The following is a 16,352-nucleotide window of genomic DNA, read 5'->3' as shown; positions in this document are numbered from 1 at the left end:
ACGTAACCCCCACACCACATGAGGAGCATTGCGTGGCACGAGTCGTGGTCGAGGTCATGCCGAAGGCCGAGATTCTGGACCCCCAGGGGCAGGCCGTGGTCGGCGCGCTCCCACGTCTGGGATTCGCCGGCATCTCGGATGTACGGCAGGGCAAGCGATTCGAGCTCGAGGTGGACGACAGCGTCTCCGACGCTCAGCTCGAACAGATCGCCGAGGCGCTGCTGGCCAATACGGTGATCGAGGACTGGAAGGTCGTCCGGGTCTCATGAGTGTTCGCATCGGGGTCATCACGTTCCCGGGCACGCTCGACGATGTCGACGCGGCCCGCGCGGTGCGGCTGGCCGGCGCCGACGCGGTGAGCCTGTGGCACGCCGACGCCGACATCAAGGATGTCGACGCGGTGATCGTGCCCGGCGGCTTCTCCTACGGCGACTACCTGCGTTGCGGCGCCATCGCCCGGTTCGCGCCGGTGATGGGCGAAGTGGTCCGGGCCGCCGGTCAGGGTCTGCCGGTGCTCGGCATCTGCAACGGCTTCCAGGTGCTGTGCGAGGCCGGGCTGCTGCCCGGTGCGCTCACCCGCAACGAGGGCCTGCACTTCATCTGCCGGGACGAATGGCTCACGGTCGAGGCGACGAATACCGCCTGGACCTCGCGGTACGAGCCGGGCGCGCAGATCCTCATCCCGCTCAAGTCGGGTGAGGGCCGTTTCCAGGCGTCGACGAAGGTGCTCGACGAACTGGAGGGTGAGGGCCGCGTGGTGTTCCGCTACTCCGGTGAGAACCCCAACGGCTCGCAGCGCGGAATCGCAGGCATCTCCTCGGCCAACGGCCGGGTCGTCGGCCTGATGCCGCACCCCGAGCACGCCACCGAGGCGCTCACCGGGCCCAGCGACGACGGTCTCGGAATGTTCTTCTCCGTGATCGACAGCTTCGTCAACGCCTGACTCAGCCCAACCGGTCGATGATGTCGAAGTCGACTCCGTCGGCCCGCGCCAGGTGCGTGGGGCCGACGGCCTGATTGCCGAGGAAACCGCGCCGGGTGGCCGGGCCGTCGACGGCCAGGCCGTCGGCCAGCCGGGCCTGCACGGTCGGCACGTCGAGCGTGCCGACGGTGTCGGCGACACTGCGCAGCAGGTGCACCGCCTCGTAGGTGGAATTGCCGAACGTCGTGAGCACCGGGGCGAACTTCCCCTGGTGGTGGCGGTAGCGAGCGCGGCGGCCGTCGTTGTCGTCGAGGAAGAAGCTCGAGGCGACATACAGGTTCTTGTTGGCGCCGGGGCCCGCGCTGAGCAGCACATTCTCGTCCACCGCCGGGCTGAGACGCGGCAGGAAATCCGATAGCCCCACCGCGGTGAACTGCCTGTTGAAGCGGGCGGTGTCGGCACCGACCATCAGGATCAGGACGGCATCGGCGAACAGCAGGGCGGGTTCGTCCAGGAAGTTCGCGAAGTCCGTGGTGCCCATCGGCACATAGCGTTCCAGCACGATATCGGCGGGTGAGGGCAGCGCACGACGCAGCGCGTGCGCGGTATGGCGCGGCCAGACGTAGTCGTTGCCGATCACCGCCCAGCGGCGCACCCCCAGCTCCCGGCCCATCCACGCGGCGGCGGGCACGGTCTGGTGATCGGGGTGTTCGCCGACCATCAGCACGCCCGCGCGCTCGTCGGGCAGACCCTCGTGGTCGGTGGCGTACAGATATGGCACCCGGCTGTCGACGGCGGTGGCGACCGCACGGCGCACCGCGGAGGTGTGCCAGCCGGTGATCGCGCCGACCATTCCGGTGGCGAGCAGTGCCTCCACTTCGGTGGCGACCACACTCGGTCGGCGGCCGCCGTCGATGGTGGTGAGCCGGATCTCACGGCCGAGAATGCCTGTGCCGCTGTTGATTTCGTCTACCGCCAGCGATATCGCCGCAGTACACGACGGTGCGATGATGCCACCCGGGCCCTGGGTGGGCACGATCGAGAGAATCTCGATCGTCTCATCCCGGCTCTCGTCGAAGGTGGGCATTCTGTACTCTATCGCCTAGCTCGAGCAGCATTGTTCGAATGAATTTCTCGGCAGGTGGGAATGCGATCGGTGTCCATCATAAGTGGCTGTTCCACGCTGCACGGCGCCCTGCGCTCGGCAGAGCGAAATTGGGTGCGCCGATTAGACGCGGCGCTGTCGGCCGACAATCTCACCGACGACCACTGGGCGATTCTCACCCAGCTGTCCACCGAGCACGGCGTGACCATGTCGGAGCTGGCTTCGCAGGCCCGCCTCGCCCCGTCCTCGGCCACCCGGCACGCCGACAATCTCGCCGAGCGCGGCCTGATCTTCCGCGTCGCGGCCACCGATGACCGGCGGCGGATTCTCATCGGGCTGAGCAGCCTCGGCGCCAAGCTCGTGGCCAAGATCCGGCGGGAAGAACAGCTGGCCGAAGAGGAGTTGAAGGCGCGGCTGGGAGCCCGACGCTACAACGACCTCGTCGCCGCCCTCGCCGTCATCGCCGACCAGTAGCGGGTGCCGGTCCCGGCGTTCGGCCGCCGGAGCCGACGGTATTGCCCCTAGGATCGGCTTCATGCCGGTATCTCTGACTGCGGCCACGGCCAGTGGGTTGTGTGCGTTCATCGATGCTTCGCCGTCGCCGTTCCATGTGTGCGCCACGGTCGCGGCGGAATTGGATGCCAATGGCTTCACGCCGTTGACCGAGGCGCGGTCCTGGGACGACGCGGGTGGGAAACACTATGTGGTCCGTGGCGGTTCGCTGATCGCCTGGGCCGATTACGACGCGGCACCCGCCGACCCGTTTCGCGTGGTCGGGGCGCATACCGACAGCCCCAATCTGCGGGTGAAGCAGCATCCGGATCTGGCCGGGTCCGGCTGGCAGCTGGTCGGGCTCGAGCCCTACGGTGGGGCCTGGCTCAATTCGTGGCTCGACCGGGAACTGGGGATCTCGGGGCGGCTCAGTGTGCGCGACGGTGCGCGGATGCGCGACGTGCTGGTGCGCGTCGACGAACCGATTCTGCGGGTGCCGCAGCTGGCGATCCACCTGTCCGAGGACCGGCGCGGGGTGACGCTGGACCCGCAACGTCACGTGAACGCCATCTGGGGCATCGGTGATTCGCCCGCCTCGTTCTTGGATTTCGTGGCTGAGCGTGCCGAGGTGGACGGTGACTCGGTGCTCGGCTGGGAACTGATGACCCACGATCTGGCGCCGAGCACCATCGTCGGCCGCCATCACGACCTGGTGAGCGCGCCGCGCCTGGACAATCAGGGCACCTGTTATGCCGGACTGCAGGCGTTCCTCGCCGCCGCCGACGACCCCGGCGCGGCCACAGCGGTGCTGGTGATGTTCGACCACGAAGAAGTGGGCAGTCAGTCCGATCGCGGCGCCCAATCGGATCTGCTGCCCGCCGTGCTCGAGCGGATCGTGCTCGCCCGTGGTGGTGGACGCGCGGATTACCTTGCCGCACTTGCCGGTTCGGTGGTCGCCTCCGGTGACATGGCACATGCCACGCACCCGAACTATCCCGACCGCCACGAACCCGCGCACCGGATCGAGGTCGGCGGTGGGCCGGTGCTCAAGGTCAACCAGAACCTGCGCTACGCCACCGACGCCGCCGGTGCCGGGGCGTTCGCGCTGGCGTGCGCCCAGGCCGAGGTGCCGTTGCAGCGGTATGTGCACCGCGCCGATCTGCCGTGCGGATCGACCATCGGCCCGATGACCGCGGCCCGCACCGGAATATCCACCGTCGACGTGGGCGCACCGCAGCTGGCCATGCATTCCTGCCGCGAACTGATGGGCGCCGCCGACATCCCCGCCTACGCCTCGGCGCTGGCCGCCTTCCTCACGCCGACGCCACTGGACTGAGGCCGATAGGTGATCACCGCGTACACCAGGACCGCGAAAGTGGCCCACACGTAGGTACTTCCGATGATCTGCTGCCACCACGCCCAGTCCAGCTCGTGATCACTGTTGTGCGGCAGCAACCATTGCGGGCCGATGACGAAGACCACCGTGAACACGGCGACCAGCGTCGTGAACGCGCGTGAACGCCTGCGCACCGCCAGGTCGACGGCGACGACCAGCGCCAGGGCCACCCACACCCAGTGATGCGACCACGACACCGGCGAGACGAGCAGGATCGCGGCGGCGTTCACCAGCATGGCCGCGACGTCACGACCCGCCTCGATGAGCCGGTACATCCACACCGCCGCCAGCGTGATCGTCAACGCCGACAGCAGGACCCAGAGCGCGGTGGCCACCGAGGAGTCGATGCCGAGCCGGTACAGGGTGCCCTTGATCGACTGGTTCCCGGCGAAATACGGCGTGCCGATGCGGCCGGTGTCGGTGACCGTGTGGAACCAGTATTCGACCGAGTCGCTCGGGAAGAGCAGGAAGCCGACGCCGATCGCGCCCGCGGCCGAAACCACCAGTGTCGCCGCGGCTTTCCAATCGCGGCGCAGCAGGAAATACAGCAGATAACCGGCCGGGATCAGCTTGATCGACACGGCGATGCCGATCAGCATTCCGCGGGGCCAGAACGGTTTGCGCACCAGGATGTCGACGGTGACCGCGGCCATCAGGATCAGGTTGATCTGCCCGAAATTGACCGTCTGCCGCACCGGTTCCAGGAACTGGGCGAGGCCGAGCCCGGCGATCACCACGGCCAGCACCGTGATCCGGTCGAACTCGGGCCGCACCCGGATCAGCACGAGCCACAGCGCGATCGCCAGGCTGAGCAATGAGGTGGTGAGCACGAGCACCTCGGCCGCGACCAGCGGCAGCAGGGCCAGCGGAACGAAGAACAACGCGGCGAGCGGGGGATAGGTGAACGGCAGGCCGAGCCCGCGCACCGGCGGCATCGGTCCGTAGAGGTCGCCGCCGTCGAGCCAGACACGGGCACCGGTGCGGTAGACCTGCAGGTCGATGAAGCCGGTCCACCAGTTCGCGACGAAGGCGATCACGCCGGAGACCACGAACAACGTGATCGCGGCGATTAGCAGCCCGCGTTGCCGACCCGGCAGCGAGTTCTGTTCCCGATCCCTTGCGCCCGACGTGATGCGCGCGGAAAACGGCGGCTCTACCTGCTCGGCAACCCCCGGACTTTCGTTCACGGCGCCAGCGTAACGGGTGCTCACCGCGTCGAACCGCAAGTGTGATCAGACCGAATCCGCGCACCACCGGCAGCCGGGGAGTACAGGCGGCGGGCCGCGACGGCCCTACCGATAGACTCGGAGCCAAGTTCCCCCCGGCCGAAAGGACCCTGGTCTCCCGTGACACTGCAGGTCGACACCGTCGCCACCGCCGCAGCCACCCCGGATGCTCCGCAGCCGTACAAGGAACTCGGTCTCAAAGACGACGAGTACGCCCGCATCAAGGAGATTCTCGGCCGTCGGCCCACCGACGCCGAGCTGGCCATGTACTCGGTGATGTGGAGCGAGCACTGCTCCTACAAGTCCTCGAAGGTGCACCTGCGCTACTTCGGTGAGACCACCACCGACGAGATGAAGGCCTCGATGCTTGCCGGTATCGGCGAGAACGCCGGTGTGGTCGACATCGGCGACGGCTGGGCCGTCACCTTCAAGGTCGAAAGCCACAACCACCCGTCGTACGTGGAGCCGTACCAGGGCGCGGCCACCGGCGTCGGCGGCATCGTGCGCGACATCATGGCCATGGGCGCGCGCCCGATCGCGGTGATGGACCAGCTGCGCTTCGGCGCGGCCGACGCCCCCGACACCCGTCGCGTGGTCGACGGTGTGGTGCGCGGCATCGGCGGCTACGGCAACTCCCTCGGCCTGCCCAACGTCGGCGGCGAGACGGTGTTCGACGCCTCCTACCAGGGCAACCCCCTCGTGAACGCGCTGTGCGCGGGCGCGATGCGCACCGAAGACCTGCACCTGGCCTTCGCCTCCGGCGCGGGCAACAAGATCATCCTGTTCGGCGCGCGCACCGGCCTCGACGGCATCGGCGGCGTGTCGGTGCTCGCCTCCGACAGCTTCTCCGGCGACGAGTCCGGCACCGGCCGCAAGAAGCTGCCCGCCGTGCAGGTGGGCGACCCGTTCACCGAGAAGGTGCTCATCGAGTGCTGTCTCGACCTGTACAAGGCCGGGCTGGTCGTCGGCATCCAGGACCTCGGCGGCGCCGGGCTGTCCTGTGCCACCTCCGAACTCGCCGCGGCGGGCGACGGCGGTATGCACATCGACCTCACCAAGGTGCCGCTGCGCGCCAAGCACATGACCCCCGCCGAGATCCTGTCGAGCGAGTCGCAGGAACGCATGTGCGCGGTGGTCACCCCCGAGAACGTCGACGCGTTCATGGCGGTGTGCAAGAAGTGGGACGTGCTGGCCACCGTCATCGGTGAGGTCACCGACGGCGACCACCTCGTCATCAGCTGGCACGGCGAGACCGTGGTCGACGTGCCGCCGCGCACCGTCGCCCACGAGGGCCCGGTGTACGAGCGCCCGGTGCAGCGCCCGGACTACCAGGACGCGCTGATCGCCGACACCACCGCGAACCTGCCCCGGCCCAAGACCGCCGACGAGCTGCGCGAAACCCTGCTGACCATGCTGGCCAGCCCGCAGCTGTGCAGCCGCAAGTGGATCACCGAGCAGTACGACCGCTACGTGCGCGGCAACACCGTGCTCGCCGAGCACGCCGACGCGGGCGTGGTTCGCATCGACGAGACGTCCGGTCGCGGCATCGCCCTGGCCACCGACGCCTCGGGCCGCTACACCAAGCTCGACCCCTACACCGGCGCCCAGCTGGCGCTGGCCGAGGCCTACCGCAATGTGGCGACCACCGGCGCCACCCCGAAGGCCGTCACCAACTGCCTGAACTTCGGTTCGCCGGAGGACCCGGGCGTGATGTGGCAGTTCCAGCAGGCCGTGCGCGGCCTCGCGGACGGTTGCGCGGCGCTCGGCATCCCGGTCACCGGCGGCAACGTGAGTTTCTACAACCAGACCGGCAAGGACGCCATCCTGCCCACCCCGGTGGTCGGCGTGCTGGGCGTGATCGACGACGTGCACCGGCGCATCCCGACCGGACTGGGCCTCGAGCCGGGCGAGTCGCTGATCCTGCTCGGCGACACCCGCGACGAACTCGACGGTTCCATCTGGTCGCAGGTGGTGCACGACCACCTCGGTGGTGTGCCGCCCAAGGTCGACCTGGCCCGGGAGAAGCTGCTGTCGGAGGTGCTCGTCTCCGGCTCGCGCGACGGCATGATCTCGGCCGCCCACGACCTGTCCGAAGGTGGTCTGGCGCAGACCGTCGTCGAGGCCGCGCTGGCGGGCGAGACCGGTTGCCGCATCGTGCTTCCCGAGGGCAGCGACCCGTTCGTGCAGCTGTTCTCCGAGTCGGCCGGGCGGGTGCTCGTCGCGGTGCCGCGTTCGGAGGAGACCCGGTTCACCAAGATGTGCGACGCGCGGCAGCTGCCGTGGGTGCGCATCGGTGTGGTCGACCAGGGTTCGGATTCGATCGAGGTGCAGGGCCAGTTCTCGGTGACACTCGCCGAATTGCGCGAGGTGTTCGAGGGCACGCTGCCTAAACTGTTCGGAGCGCACGTCGCCTGATCGGCCGGGGAGCCGTCGCGCAGCGTGACCACGCGGGCCGCGAGGAGCCGAGCTTGACCATGCAGGACACCAGCTCGGCCCCGGGCGGCGCGACAGCGGCGCCACGCGAGAACCTGCTCGTTCGCGGCATCCACCTGGTGGAACGGTTCTTCCACCCGAACTACACCGGTCTGATCGTGGCGACCATGCTGTTCGGCTGGTCGCTCACGCCGTCGTTGCTGCCGCGCGACTGGTTCTTCCAGGGCCTGGTCAGCGGTATCAACGCCACCATCGGCTACGGACTCGGCTGCGGGTTGGCCTGGGCGTGGCAGCGGTGGGTGGCGCCACGGGTGACGCTGCCGCAGCGGGTGCGCGAGCTGTGGGCGCGTCGTCCGCGCTGGACCCCGCTCGTGGTGAAGGCGCTGATCGTGGCCGCCTGCCTGGTGTTCGCGGTGCTCATGTCGATCCAGTCGGCGCACTGGCAACGCGAGATCACCGATCTGATGGGGATGGAACCCGTCTCGGATTCGGGCTACCCGCGCACGGTGCTGCTCGGCGCGGCCGTCGTCGGCGTGCTGATCTGGCTCGCGCGCGCGGTGCGCAGACTGGTGCGGGCGGTGGCGGGTGGACTCAATCAGTGGGTGCGGGTGCCCGCCTCGGTCGCCCGGCCGCTCGGGGCGGTGATCGTGGTGGTCGCCGCGGTCCTGCTGTTCAACGGTGTGCTGGCGAAAGCCTTCTTCACCGTGGCGAACTCGGCGTTCAGCGCGCGCAACAGCCATACCTCCGCGCACGCGATCCAGCCGACGCTACCCGAACGCTCCGGCAGTCCCGGCTCGTTGGCGGCGTGGGAGACGCTCGGTTCGGAGGGCCGGTGGTTCGTGTCGAACGCACCGACCGCCCTGGCCATCAGCGAGGTCACCGGCAAACCCGCCCGCGAGCCCATCCGGGTCTACACGGGGCTGGAATCGGCCGACGGGTTCGAGGCGCAAACCGACCTGGCCGTGGCCGAACTCGACCGGACCAAAGCCTTCGAACGCGAAGTGCTCGTGGTGATCAGCACCACCGGAACCGGCTGGGTCGACTCGACGAGCGCCGAGTCGGTCGAGTTGATGTTCGGCGGGGACACCGCCCTGGTCGCCACCCAGTACTCCTATCTGCCCAGCGCCCTGTCGTTCCTGTCCGACCGGGACAAGTCGATGAGCATGGGGCGCATGCTCTTCGACAAGGTGTACGAACGCTGGTCGACGCTGCCCGAGGACGCCAGGCCCAAGCTGCTGGTCTACGGCGAGAGCCTCGGCTCGCAGGGCTCGGAGGGCGCGTTCTCCGGGCTGGCCGACATCCGCAACCGCACCGACGGTGTGCTCTGGGTCGGCCCGCCCAACTCCAACCGGTTGTGGTCGGAGTTCGTGTCCCGTCGCGACCCCGGCACTCCCGAGATCACGCCGATCTTCGCCGACGGGCTCTCGGTACGGTTCGCGGCCGCCGCCGATCAGCTCGCCCGGCCGTCGGACAAGTGGACTCAGCCGCGCATCGTCTACCTGCAGCACGCCTCCGACCCGGTGGTCTGGTGGTCGCCCGATCTGCTGTTCAGCAGGCCCGCCTGGCTCACCGAGGCCCGCGGGCCCGATGTGTCCTCGGCGATGTCGTGGTACCCGATCGTCACGTTCTGGCAGGTGGCCGCGGATCTTCCTCGGGCACAGGATGTTTCGGTCGGGCACGGTCACAATTACGGCAACCTGGTGCCGGACGCGTGGGCGGCGGTGGCCCAACCGCCGGACTACACACCGGAATTGGCGCAGCGTATCCGCGTTTTCCTCGAGGAATCCGCGGCGACCGAGCATCAGCTGAAGTAGCGAGCGCCGAACCCCTCGATCGGCGCCCGCCTGCTACGACACCGATTTGAACGGATTGTGTTCGGCGATCAGCTGTTCGATGCGCGCCTCGTCGAGGCGGCTCATCACGGTCTGGGTTTCCTGTTGGTCGCGCACCACCTTGGCGAGAGTGAAACAGCTCGTCACCAGGAACAGGCCCGACATGGCGAGGAAGGCGCGCTGCCAGCCGTCCAGCGGCAGGTAGGCGATGCCCGCGCCGGTGCCGAACAGGCTGACGGCGAACGCGATCGCGGCCTGGGCCATGTAGGCCGTGGTGTTCTTCGGCTTGGCATTGGGTGTGCTCATGGAACAAGCATGGGCGGCGGCGGATTCGCGCGGGCGCGTGAAACTACTCACCGGCGATGGGTAGTTGCCGAAAGTGACCGAGCCACCACTCACAACGGCTGCCCCCGATGCGGCCGCCAGCCATACTTGATCGGTGTCTGCGACCGGGTCGGCCCTCGTCACGCTGCGTACGCGCGGTAAGCGGGTGGTGCGGCGCGTCGAGGACATCGTCGATCTGAACTATCCAGGAATCGTCGTCGCCACCCTGTTCTTCGCGCTGTCGGTGACGCCGTCGCTGGTGCCGCGCGACTGGTTGTTCCAGGGACTCATCAGTGGGATCAACGCCGCCATCGGATACGGGCTCGGCTGCGTGCTCGAGTGGGGATCGCGGCGGTGGGTGCGGCCACGCATTCCGCTGGCCGGGCCGCCGGACCGGGTGCGGTACGCCATCAAGGCCGTGGTGCTCGTGGTGTGCGCGGTCGTGGCGGCCGGGATGCTCGTGCAGTCGGCGCGCTGGCAGCGGGAGATCACCTCACTGATGGGGATGGAAGGTACGACCACCCCCGCGTATCTGCGGACCGGGCTGCTCAGTGTGGCCGTTGGGGTGGCGGTGGTCGCGGTGTACCGGACGGTGCGTGCGCTGATCCTCGTGCTGGCCCGTCAGCTCAACCAGTGGGTGCGGGTGCCGCGCGAATTGGCGCCATCGGCCGGGGCATTGGTGCTGGTGGTGTTCGCGGTGACGGTGTTCAACGGGGTGGCCTCGCGGGCGTTCTTCGCCGTCGCCAACTCCGCGTTCAGTGTGCGCAACGACCGGACGACGGAGTACGCGGTGCAGCCGGTGGCGCCGGAGAAGTCCGGGAGCCCGGCTTCGCTCGCGCCTTGGGAGACGCTCGGTTTCGAAGGGCGGTGGTTCGTCGCCAACGGTCCCGATGCGGCCGACATCGCCGCGGTGACGGGTAGGCCTGCGCGCGAACCGATTCGGGCCTATGTGGGGTTGGAATCGGTGCGTGGAGAGCAGACGGCGGCCGAGCTGGCGGTGGCCGAACTGGAACGGACCAAGGCCTTCGAGCGGTCGGCGATGGTGGTGGTGACGACCACCGGGACCGGGTGGGTGAACGGGATGGCGGCCGGTTCGCTCGAATATCTCTACGGAGGTGACACGTCGATCGTGGCCACCCAGTACTCGTATCTGCCCAGCGTGTTGTCGTTTCTGTCCGACCGGGAGAAGGCCGCGGCGGCGAGCCGCGAGCTGTTCGACGCGGTGTACCGGCGGTGGTCGGCGCAACCGGAAGAGCTGCGGCCCAAGCTGTTCGTGTACGGCGAGAGTCTCGGGTCGCAGGGGTCGGAGGAGGCCTTCGAGGGTTTGGCCGACCTGCGGGAGAAGGTCGACGGGGCGCTGTGGGTGGGGCCGCCCAATTCCAATCGGCTGTGGCGGCAGTTCGTGGCCCGGCGCGATCCGGGTTCGCGAGAGGTGGCGCCGGTTTATGCCGATGGGCTCGTGGTCCGATTCGCCGACGACGCAAGCGATTTCGACTCGCCCGAGATATGGCGCGAGCCTCGCATCGCCTACCTGCAGCATCCGTCCGACCCGATCGTGTGGTGGTCGGCGGACCTGATCTTCACCCGGCCGGACTGGTTGCGTGAACCGCGTGGCGACGATGTGTCGACGCAGATGCGATGGGCGCCGTTCGTGACGTTCTGGCAGGTCACGGCCGATCTGACCAATGCGCAAGGGGTGTCGGACGGGCACGGGCATCGGTACGGGAGTCTCGTGCTGGACGGGTGGTTGGCGGTGACGGGGCTGTCGGTGAGCGCGGACGTGGTCGAGAAGACCAGGGTGGCAGTGGAATCCGCCGAGAAGCTGGAGCGGGAGGTGAAGTGAGAGCCGGGGAGAACGTGGTTTGTGCTGAGCGGGAAGTGGGCGCCGGGATCTGTGCGAATGAACCGGGGGCCTGGGTCCGGACGGTGCCGGTAACGTGCGGTGCGCGTGAGATGAGAGCCAGGCGCGCGCGGAGCACTCGAGTGCGCCGAGTAGTCGAAGTCGCCGTGGCGCTGTGTATACCGCCGGTGTGGAACAACTGGGTTCTGCCTGCCCTCGGTCTGCCTCTGCGCGGACGATCGGTGGCCAACGTGCTGTTCGCCGGCGCGTACACCGGGGTGTTCCGTGGTCGCCCGAACTGGTTGTCCGCCAGCGGTTTGCGGTGGGGTCTCGGTAGTTCTGCGGTGGTTCTCGCGGGTTACGGCGTGGTCTTGGCCGTTCCGGCGCTGCGCAGGCTGCCCGCCGAAGTCGCGGTGCGCGTCCCCGAAACCTCCACCCTCGAATGGATCGCCGTCCACATCCCCGTCGGCACGGTCCTGGCCGAGGAAGCCGTCTTCCGCGCCACCCTCGACCCGCTCCTCGATCCCCGCGGCTGCCCGCCCATCGTCGGCGCCGCCGACTTCGCCCTCTGGCACATCCACCCCGCCCGCACCGCCGGCGACTCCCTCCCCGTCACCCTGGCCGCGACCACCGCCGCCGGCCTGATCTTCAGCGCCCTGCGCCGCCGCGCCGACAGCGCCACCGCCCCCGCCCTCCTCCACCTCGCGGTCAATGCGGGCGGCGCCTTGTTGCCCACCCTGGCCACCTACATCGAGACCCGACTTGCCGCCGGGTCAGGCATCGGCCAGCTGCGAAGCCCGCTGAACATCCAGCCTTAGGGGCGGCCGCGATGCCGTGGACCGCGATGCTCGGGCGGCGGTTTCGCCCTTCTCGGCACGGCTGGCAACTCGGGACATACGGTCTCTCGATTGCTGTCGGGGTCGGTCGGTAGCGTTGCGCGTTATGGCTGGTCGGAATGTGGTCGATCCCGCTCAGGTGCGGGCGGCGGTGTTGGCGGTGGCGCAGTGGCTGGAAGATGCGGGGGTGGCGGCGCCGGGGCGGGGGGAGCTGGGGGCGGCGGTGAAGGGAACGGCGCGGGCGTTGGCGGCGAGTGCGCCGGGACATTCGGTGGAGGTGCGGGTACCGCCGTTCGTGGCGGTGCAGTGCATCGAGGGGCCGCGGCACACCAGGGGGAATCCGCCGAATGTGGTGGAGACCGATGCGCGGACGTGGTTGCTGCTGGCCACCGGGCTGCTGGAATTCGGCGACGCCGTGGCCTCGGGCGCGGTCTCGGCGTCCGGGACCAGGGCTGCCGAAATCGCCGACTGGCTGCCGATCGTGCCCTTGCCCGCGTCGCGCTGAGCCAGGTGCTCATGCCTGAGCGCCATCCGGCCGCGCGTTGCCCGCGCGGCTGACAAGGCTCAGGCGGTGTGGTTCTTGCGGTGCAGGCCCTTGTAGTCGTAGTAGCGGGTGATGATCGTGCCCGCGACCACGGCGATCGCGATCCCGAGCAAGGCCATCCAGATACCGCGATCGAGGCCGGCCGAGTAGTTCGCGTCGAAGTACAGGATCGAGCGCACGCCGAGGAACACCTGGTGCATCGGTTCGAATTCGGCCAGCCAGGACAGGTAGGTCGGGGTCGCCTCGATGGGCACGGTGCCGCCCGAGGAGGGCAGGCCGAGGATGACGAACAGCACCAGGTTCACCAGCAGGCCCGCCGTGCCGAGCGCGGCCAGCGTCATCAGCGCCGTCCAGCCGACCGCGACCATGGCTAGCACCGAGTACAGGTACAGGGCGAGCGGATTGTCGATCGGCATCCCGACGAGCTCGGCCGCCAGCAGGAACACCGCCGACACCACCACCGCGACAACCGTCGACACGCCCCACTTGACGAGCAGGGTGTGGAACCGGGAGATCGACGACGTCGGATAGTGCACGAACCACGGCCCGTACTCGGTCGGCACGAAACCGAACTGGGCGTCGACCATGGTGTGGATGACCATCGCCCCGACCATCCCCGCCAGCAGCAGGAGCAGGGCGTAGAAGAAAGCCGTCAGCCCCTGACCGGTGCCGGGCGGCAGCGGCCGGTACTCCTGGGTGACGGTGTCGATGGGACTCTCGAGGCTCAGCATCGCCGCACCGGAGATCTGCGGTGGCTGCGCGCCCTCCGGCGTCTGCGCGAGGGTGGCCTGCACCTGATCGACCAGCTGCACCCCGACCTGCTTGTCGACCTCGGTCAGCGCTTGCTCACCGATTCGCTGCACGATGGCGTCACCATAGGCGCCCATGCGCGGATTGGTCTGCAAGGTGATGATGGGGTTTTCCATCTCGCCGGGCACGATCGAGCCCGCGCCGAGAATTCCCAGGCGTTTGCTGAAGTCGCCGGGGATGATGATCGCGCCGTACACCTGGCCGGTGCGCAGCAACTGCTCGGACTCCGGTTTGCCGACTACCCGTAGGTCGATCTTGTCGGCGGGCACGTTCGCCACGAGGGCGTCGGTGACCTGCTTGCCGAAGTCGACGCGGCGCTGCTGACCACCGGTGTCGAGGACATCGCCCACGTCGAGGTTCACCAGCGCGACCGGGAAATCGTGCAGATTCTTCTCCGGATCGGCCACATAACCCAGGTACATCACGCCGAGCAGACCGGTGAGCACGGCGAGCACCAGTGTCGGGGCGAACACAATCTTGGCCCAGTGACGCCGCGGGCGCGTCGATGTGTCGAACATCGCTTCGCGGGCGGACTTCTTGCGGGAATCGCTCGGCGTCGACCTGGCGTTCTCACTGTCGGAACGCGATTCACCGGCTGCAACGTCTGCACTGTCGTCCGTCGTCACAATCGGCACGGTAACAGCTCCACTCGGCCGATCAGCGTGTTCCGCGCGGAGATTGCTGCCGGGATGCGAGCACCCGTGGTACGCACCGGTGATTCACCCGTAGACTGACGAGTGCCCCCAGCCCGCCCGAACAGGGAGCAAACGGTGACCGACGCCGATCCGACGATCGACACAACATCCGCCATTTCCGACGAGCCCGAGAACGAGCCTCGCGAGGAGTGTGGCGTCTTCGGCGTCTGGGCTCCCGACGAGGACGTGGCCAAACTCACCTACTACGGCCTGTACGCGCTGCAGCATCGCGGACAGGAGGCGGCCGGTATCGCGGTCTCCGACGGTTCCCAGATCCTGGTCTTCAAGGATCTCGGCCTGGTGTCCCAGGTCTTCGACGAGCAGACGCTCGGCGCGATGCCCGGCCATATCGCCGTCGGCCATTGCCGCTACTCCACCACCGGTGGGGTCACCTGGGAGAACGCCCAGCCCATCTTCCGCACCACCGCCGTCGGCTCCGGCCTGGCGCTCGGCCACAACGGCAACCTGGTGAACACCGCCGAATTGGCCGGGCGCGCACGCGAACTCGGCCTGATCGGTGCGGGTGTGGTGAACGGCCGTCCGCAGATGACCGGCGCCACGTCCGATTCCGACATCGTCACCGCGCTGCTCGCGCACGCCTCGGCGGACTCGAGCATCGAGCAGGCCGCGATGGAACTGCTGCCGCAACTGCGCGGCGCCTTCTGCCTGACGTTCATGGACGAGCACACCCTCTACGCCGCGCGCGACCCGCACGGTGTGCGCCCGCTGGTACTCGGCCGCCTCGATCGCGGGTGGGTCGTCGCCTCGGAGACGGCCGCGCTCGACATCGTCGGCGCCGCCTTCGTCCGCGAGATCGAGCCGGGTGAGCTGCTGGCCATCGACTCCGACGGTGTGCGCTCGCTGCGTTTCGCCAACCCCGAACCCAAGGGTTGCGTCTTCGAATACGTGTACCTGGCGCGGCCGGACACGACCATCGCGGGCCGTTCGGTGCATTCCACCCGCGTGGAGATCGGCCGCAAGCTGGCCAAGGAGAACCCGGTCGAGGCCGACCTGGTGATCCCGGTGCCCGAGTCGGGCACGCCCGCCGCGGTCGGTTACGCCCAGGGCTCCGGCATTCCGTACGGCCAGGGGCTGATGAAGAACGCCTATGTGGGCCGCACCTTCATCCAGCCGAGCCAGACGATCCGCCAGCTCGGTATCCGGCTCAAGCTCAACCCGCTGCGCGAGGTGATCCGCGGCAAGCGGCTCATCGTCGTCGACGACTCCATCGTGCGCGGCAACACCCAGCGCGCTCTGATCCGGATGCTGCGTGAGGCCGGTGCGCTCGAGATCCATGTGCGCATCGCGTCGCCGCCGGTGAAGTGGCCGTGCTTCTACGGCATCGACTTCGCCTCGCGCGCGGAGCTCATCGCCAACGGCGCGGGCGGTTCGGACGACAGCTACGAGGCGATGGTCGAGAACGTGCGCCGCTCCATCGGTGCCGATTCGCTCGGCTATATCTCCACCGAGGGCATGATCGCGGCGACCGAGCAGCCCGCTTCGCGGCTGTGCACCGCCTGCTTCACCGGCGAGTATCCGATCGAGCTGCCGCAGGAGGCCGCCATCGGCAAGAACGTGCTCGAGGGGATGCTGTCGGGCCAGTCCGAGGCCGCACTGCTCGGCGGCAATGTGAACGTCGACGCGCTCAGCCGCCCATAACCAGTCGCACGAGGGACCGGTCAGGATAAACCTGATCGGTCCCTTTTGTGTTGTGTACCTACAATTTTCCGGCCTATCCGAATTACGTAAGATTTGTTCATAACATCCGCGTAATTTTTCGCTCGATTTGAAACTGGGCGGTAATGGTTCGCCTGTACGGTCCCTCGTTATATCGCTAGCTCACCGCGTCGTCGCCGCTCCCGTGATCCGGGTGCGGCGACATCGCGGCGTTCGAGAA

14 protein-coding genes are annotated in these 16,352 nt (G+C 68.4%); 10 read left to right on the top strand and 4 right to left on the bottom strand.

What is annotated here, in order from left to right; all coding sequences use genetic code 11:
• The first annotated feature begins 32 nt into the window (after positions 1-32).
• Together purS and purQ are read left to right on the top strand one after the other, a co-directional pair.
• The gene (gene purS, locus AB0I35_RS27075; protein WP_056818769.1) at positions 33-269 is read left to right on the top strand and encodes a phosphoribosylformylglycinamidine synthase subunit PurS; all 237 of its coding nucleotides are present in this window, start codon (positions 33-35) and stop codon (positions 267-269) included.
• Complete coding sequence (purQ, locus tag AB0I35_RS27070; RefSeq protein ID WP_357399150.1) at positions 266-943, top strand: phosphoribosylformylglycinamidine synthase subunit PurQ; 678 nt, start codon at positions 266-268, stop codon at positions 941-943. Before purS ends, purQ begins: the two co-directional genes overlap by 4 nt.
• 1 nt (position 944) lies before the next feature.
• Here the strand turns inward: purQ and AB0I35_RS27065 are convergent, their stop codons facing one another.
• Positions 945-2,009: a substrate-binding domain-containing protein gene (locus tag AB0I35_RS27065; RefSeq protein ID WP_357399149.1), complete on the bottom strand. Its 1,065-nt coding sequence runs from the start codon at positions 2,007-2,009 to the stop codon at positions 945-947.
• Between the two features lie 60 nt (positions 2,010-2,069).
• On the opposite strand from AB0I35_RS27065, the gene AB0I35_RS27060 reads away from it, so the two are divergent.
• Positions 2,070-2,501 carry a MarR family transcriptional regulator gene (locus tag AB0I35_RS27060; RefSeq protein ID WP_181698713.1) on the top strand — a complete coding sequence of 144 codons (432 nt, stop codon included), beginning with the start codon at positions 2,070-2,072 and terminating at the stop codon, positions 2,499-2,501.
• A 61-nt stretch (positions 2,502-2,562) separates the two neighbouring features.
• Positions 2,563-3,855, top strand: coding sequence for a M18 family aminopeptidase (locus tag AB0I35_RS27055; protein WP_357399148.1), 1,293 nt, complete (start codon positions 2,563-2,565; stop codon positions 3,853-3,855).
• Here AB0I35_RS27055 and AB0I35_RS27050 read toward each other — a convergent pair.
• The gene (locus AB0I35_RS27050) at positions 3,807-5,102 is read right to left on the bottom strand and encodes a glycosyltransferase 87 family protein (RefSeq protein ID WP_357399147.1); all 1,296 of its coding nucleotides are present in this window, start codon (positions 5,100-5,102) and stop codon (positions 3,807-3,809) included. The two genes, AB0I35_RS27055 and AB0I35_RS27050, sit on opposite strands and share 49 nt — an antisense overlap.
• A 159-nt stretch (positions 5,103-5,261) precedes the next feature.
• Here AB0I35_RS27050 and purL point away from each other — a divergent pair, with 159 nt between their 5' ends.
• Both purL and AB0I35_RS27040 read left to right on the top strand, forming a co-directional pair.
• Entirely contained in the window at positions 5,262-7,556 is a 2,295-nt protein-coding gene (purL, locus tag AB0I35_RS27045) for a phosphoribosylformylglycinamidine synthase subunit PurL (protein ID WP_357399146.1), read from the top strand.
• 59 nt (positions 7,557-7,615) lie between these two features.
• Positions 7,616-9,388 (top strand): alpha/beta-hydrolase family protein, encoded by a 1,773-nt coding sequence (locus tag AB0I35_RS27040; protein WP_357399211.1) that lies wholly within the window; start codon positions 7,616-7,618, stop codon positions 9,386-9,388.
• 33 nt (positions 9,389-9,421) lie between these two features.
• On the opposite strand, the gene AB0I35_RS27035 is transcribed toward AB0I35_RS27040, so the two are convergent.
• Positions 9,422-9,712: a YiaA/YiaB family inner membrane protein gene (locus AB0I35_RS27035; RefSeq protein ID WP_067492324.1), complete on the bottom strand. Its 291-nt coding sequence runs from the start codon at positions 9,710-9,712 to the stop codon at positions 9,422-9,424.
• A gap of 133 nt (positions 9,713-9,845) precedes the next feature.
• Here AB0I35_RS27035 and AB0I35_RS27030 point away from each other — a divergent pair, with 133 nt between their 5' ends.
• From AB0I35_RS27030 to AB0I35_RS27020, 3 genes are all read left to right on the top strand, one after another.
• Positions 9,846-11,573 carry an alpha/beta hydrolase gene (locus AB0I35_RS27030; RefSeq protein WP_357399145.1) on the top strand — a complete coding sequence of 576 codons (1,728 nt, stop codon included), beginning with the start codon at positions 9,846-9,848 and terminating at the stop codon, positions 11,571-11,573.
• Between the two features lie 140 nt (positions 11,574-11,713).
• The gene (locus AB0I35_RS27025) at positions 11,714-12,388 is read left to right on the top strand and encodes a lysostaphin resistance A-like protein (protein WP_357399144.1); all 675 of its coding nucleotides are present in this window, start codon (positions 11,714-11,716) and stop codon (positions 12,386-12,388) included.
• Positions 12,389-12,512: 124 nt separating this feature from the next.
• Entirely contained in the window at positions 12,513-12,911 is a 399-nt protein-coding gene (locus AB0I35_RS27020; protein WP_357399143.1) for a sterol carrier family protein, read from the top strand.
• Between the two features lie 59 nt (positions 12,912-12,970).
• Here AB0I35_RS27020 and AB0I35_RS27015 read toward each other — a convergent pair whose 3' ends face one another.
• A complete protein-coding gene (locus AB0I35_RS27015; RefSeq protein ID WP_357399142.1) occupies positions 12,971-14,386 on the bottom strand; it encodes an ABC transporter permease in 1,416 nt (471 codons plus the stop codon).
• 144 nt (positions 14,387-14,530) lie between these two features.
• On the opposite strand from AB0I35_RS27015, the gene purF reads away from it, so the two are divergent.
• On the top strand, positions 14,531-16,114 hold the full coding sequence (gene purF, locus AB0I35_RS27010) for an amidophosphoribosyltransferase (protein WP_067492328.1): 1,584 nt from the start codon (positions 14,531-14,533) through the stop codon (positions 16,112-16,114).
• Positions 16,115-16,352 lie beyond the last annotated feature (238 nt).

The sequence above is a fragment of the Nocardia sp. NPDC050378 genome (assembly GCF_040655675.1).
Lineage (GTDB): Bacteria > Actinomycetota > Actinomycetes > Mycobacteriales > Mycobacteriaceae > Nocardia > Nocardia coubleae.
This window is presented reverse-complemented; position numbering and strand designations above follow the sequence as displayed.

What these genes read in the sequence shown, in the direction of transcription:
- AB0I35_RS27035 (WP_067492324.1), bottom strand. Translation starts at nt 9,712, where the DNA reads ATGAGCACACCCAATGCCAAGCCGAAGAACACCACGGCCTACATGGCC.
- AB0I35_RS27020 (WP_357399143.1), top strand. Translation starts at nt 12,513, where the DNA reads ATGGCTGGTCGGAATGTGGTCGATCCCGCTCAGGTGCGGGCGGCGGTG.
- AB0I35_RS27065 (WP_357399149.1), bottom strand. Translation starts at nt 2,009, where the DNA reads ATGCCCACCTTCGACGAGAGCCGGGATGAGACGATCGAGATTCTCTCG.
- AB0I35_RS27055 (WP_357399148.1), top strand. Translation starts at nt 2,563, where the DNA reads ATGCCGGTATCTCTGACTGCGGCCACGGCCAGTGGGTTGTGTGCGTTC.
- AB0I35_RS27040 (WP_357399211.1), top strand. Translation starts at nt 7,616, where the DNA reads ATGCAGGACACCAGCTCGGCCCCGGGCGGCGCGACAGCGGCGCCACGC.
- purQ (WP_357399150.1), top strand. Translation starts at nt 266, where the DNA reads ATGAGTGTTCGCATCGGGGTCATCACGTTCCCGGGCACGCTCGACGAT.
- AB0I35_RS27060 (WP_181698713.1), top strand. Translation starts at nt 2,070, where the DNA reads ATGCGATCGGTGTCCATCATAAGTGGCTGTTCCACGCTGCACGGCGCC.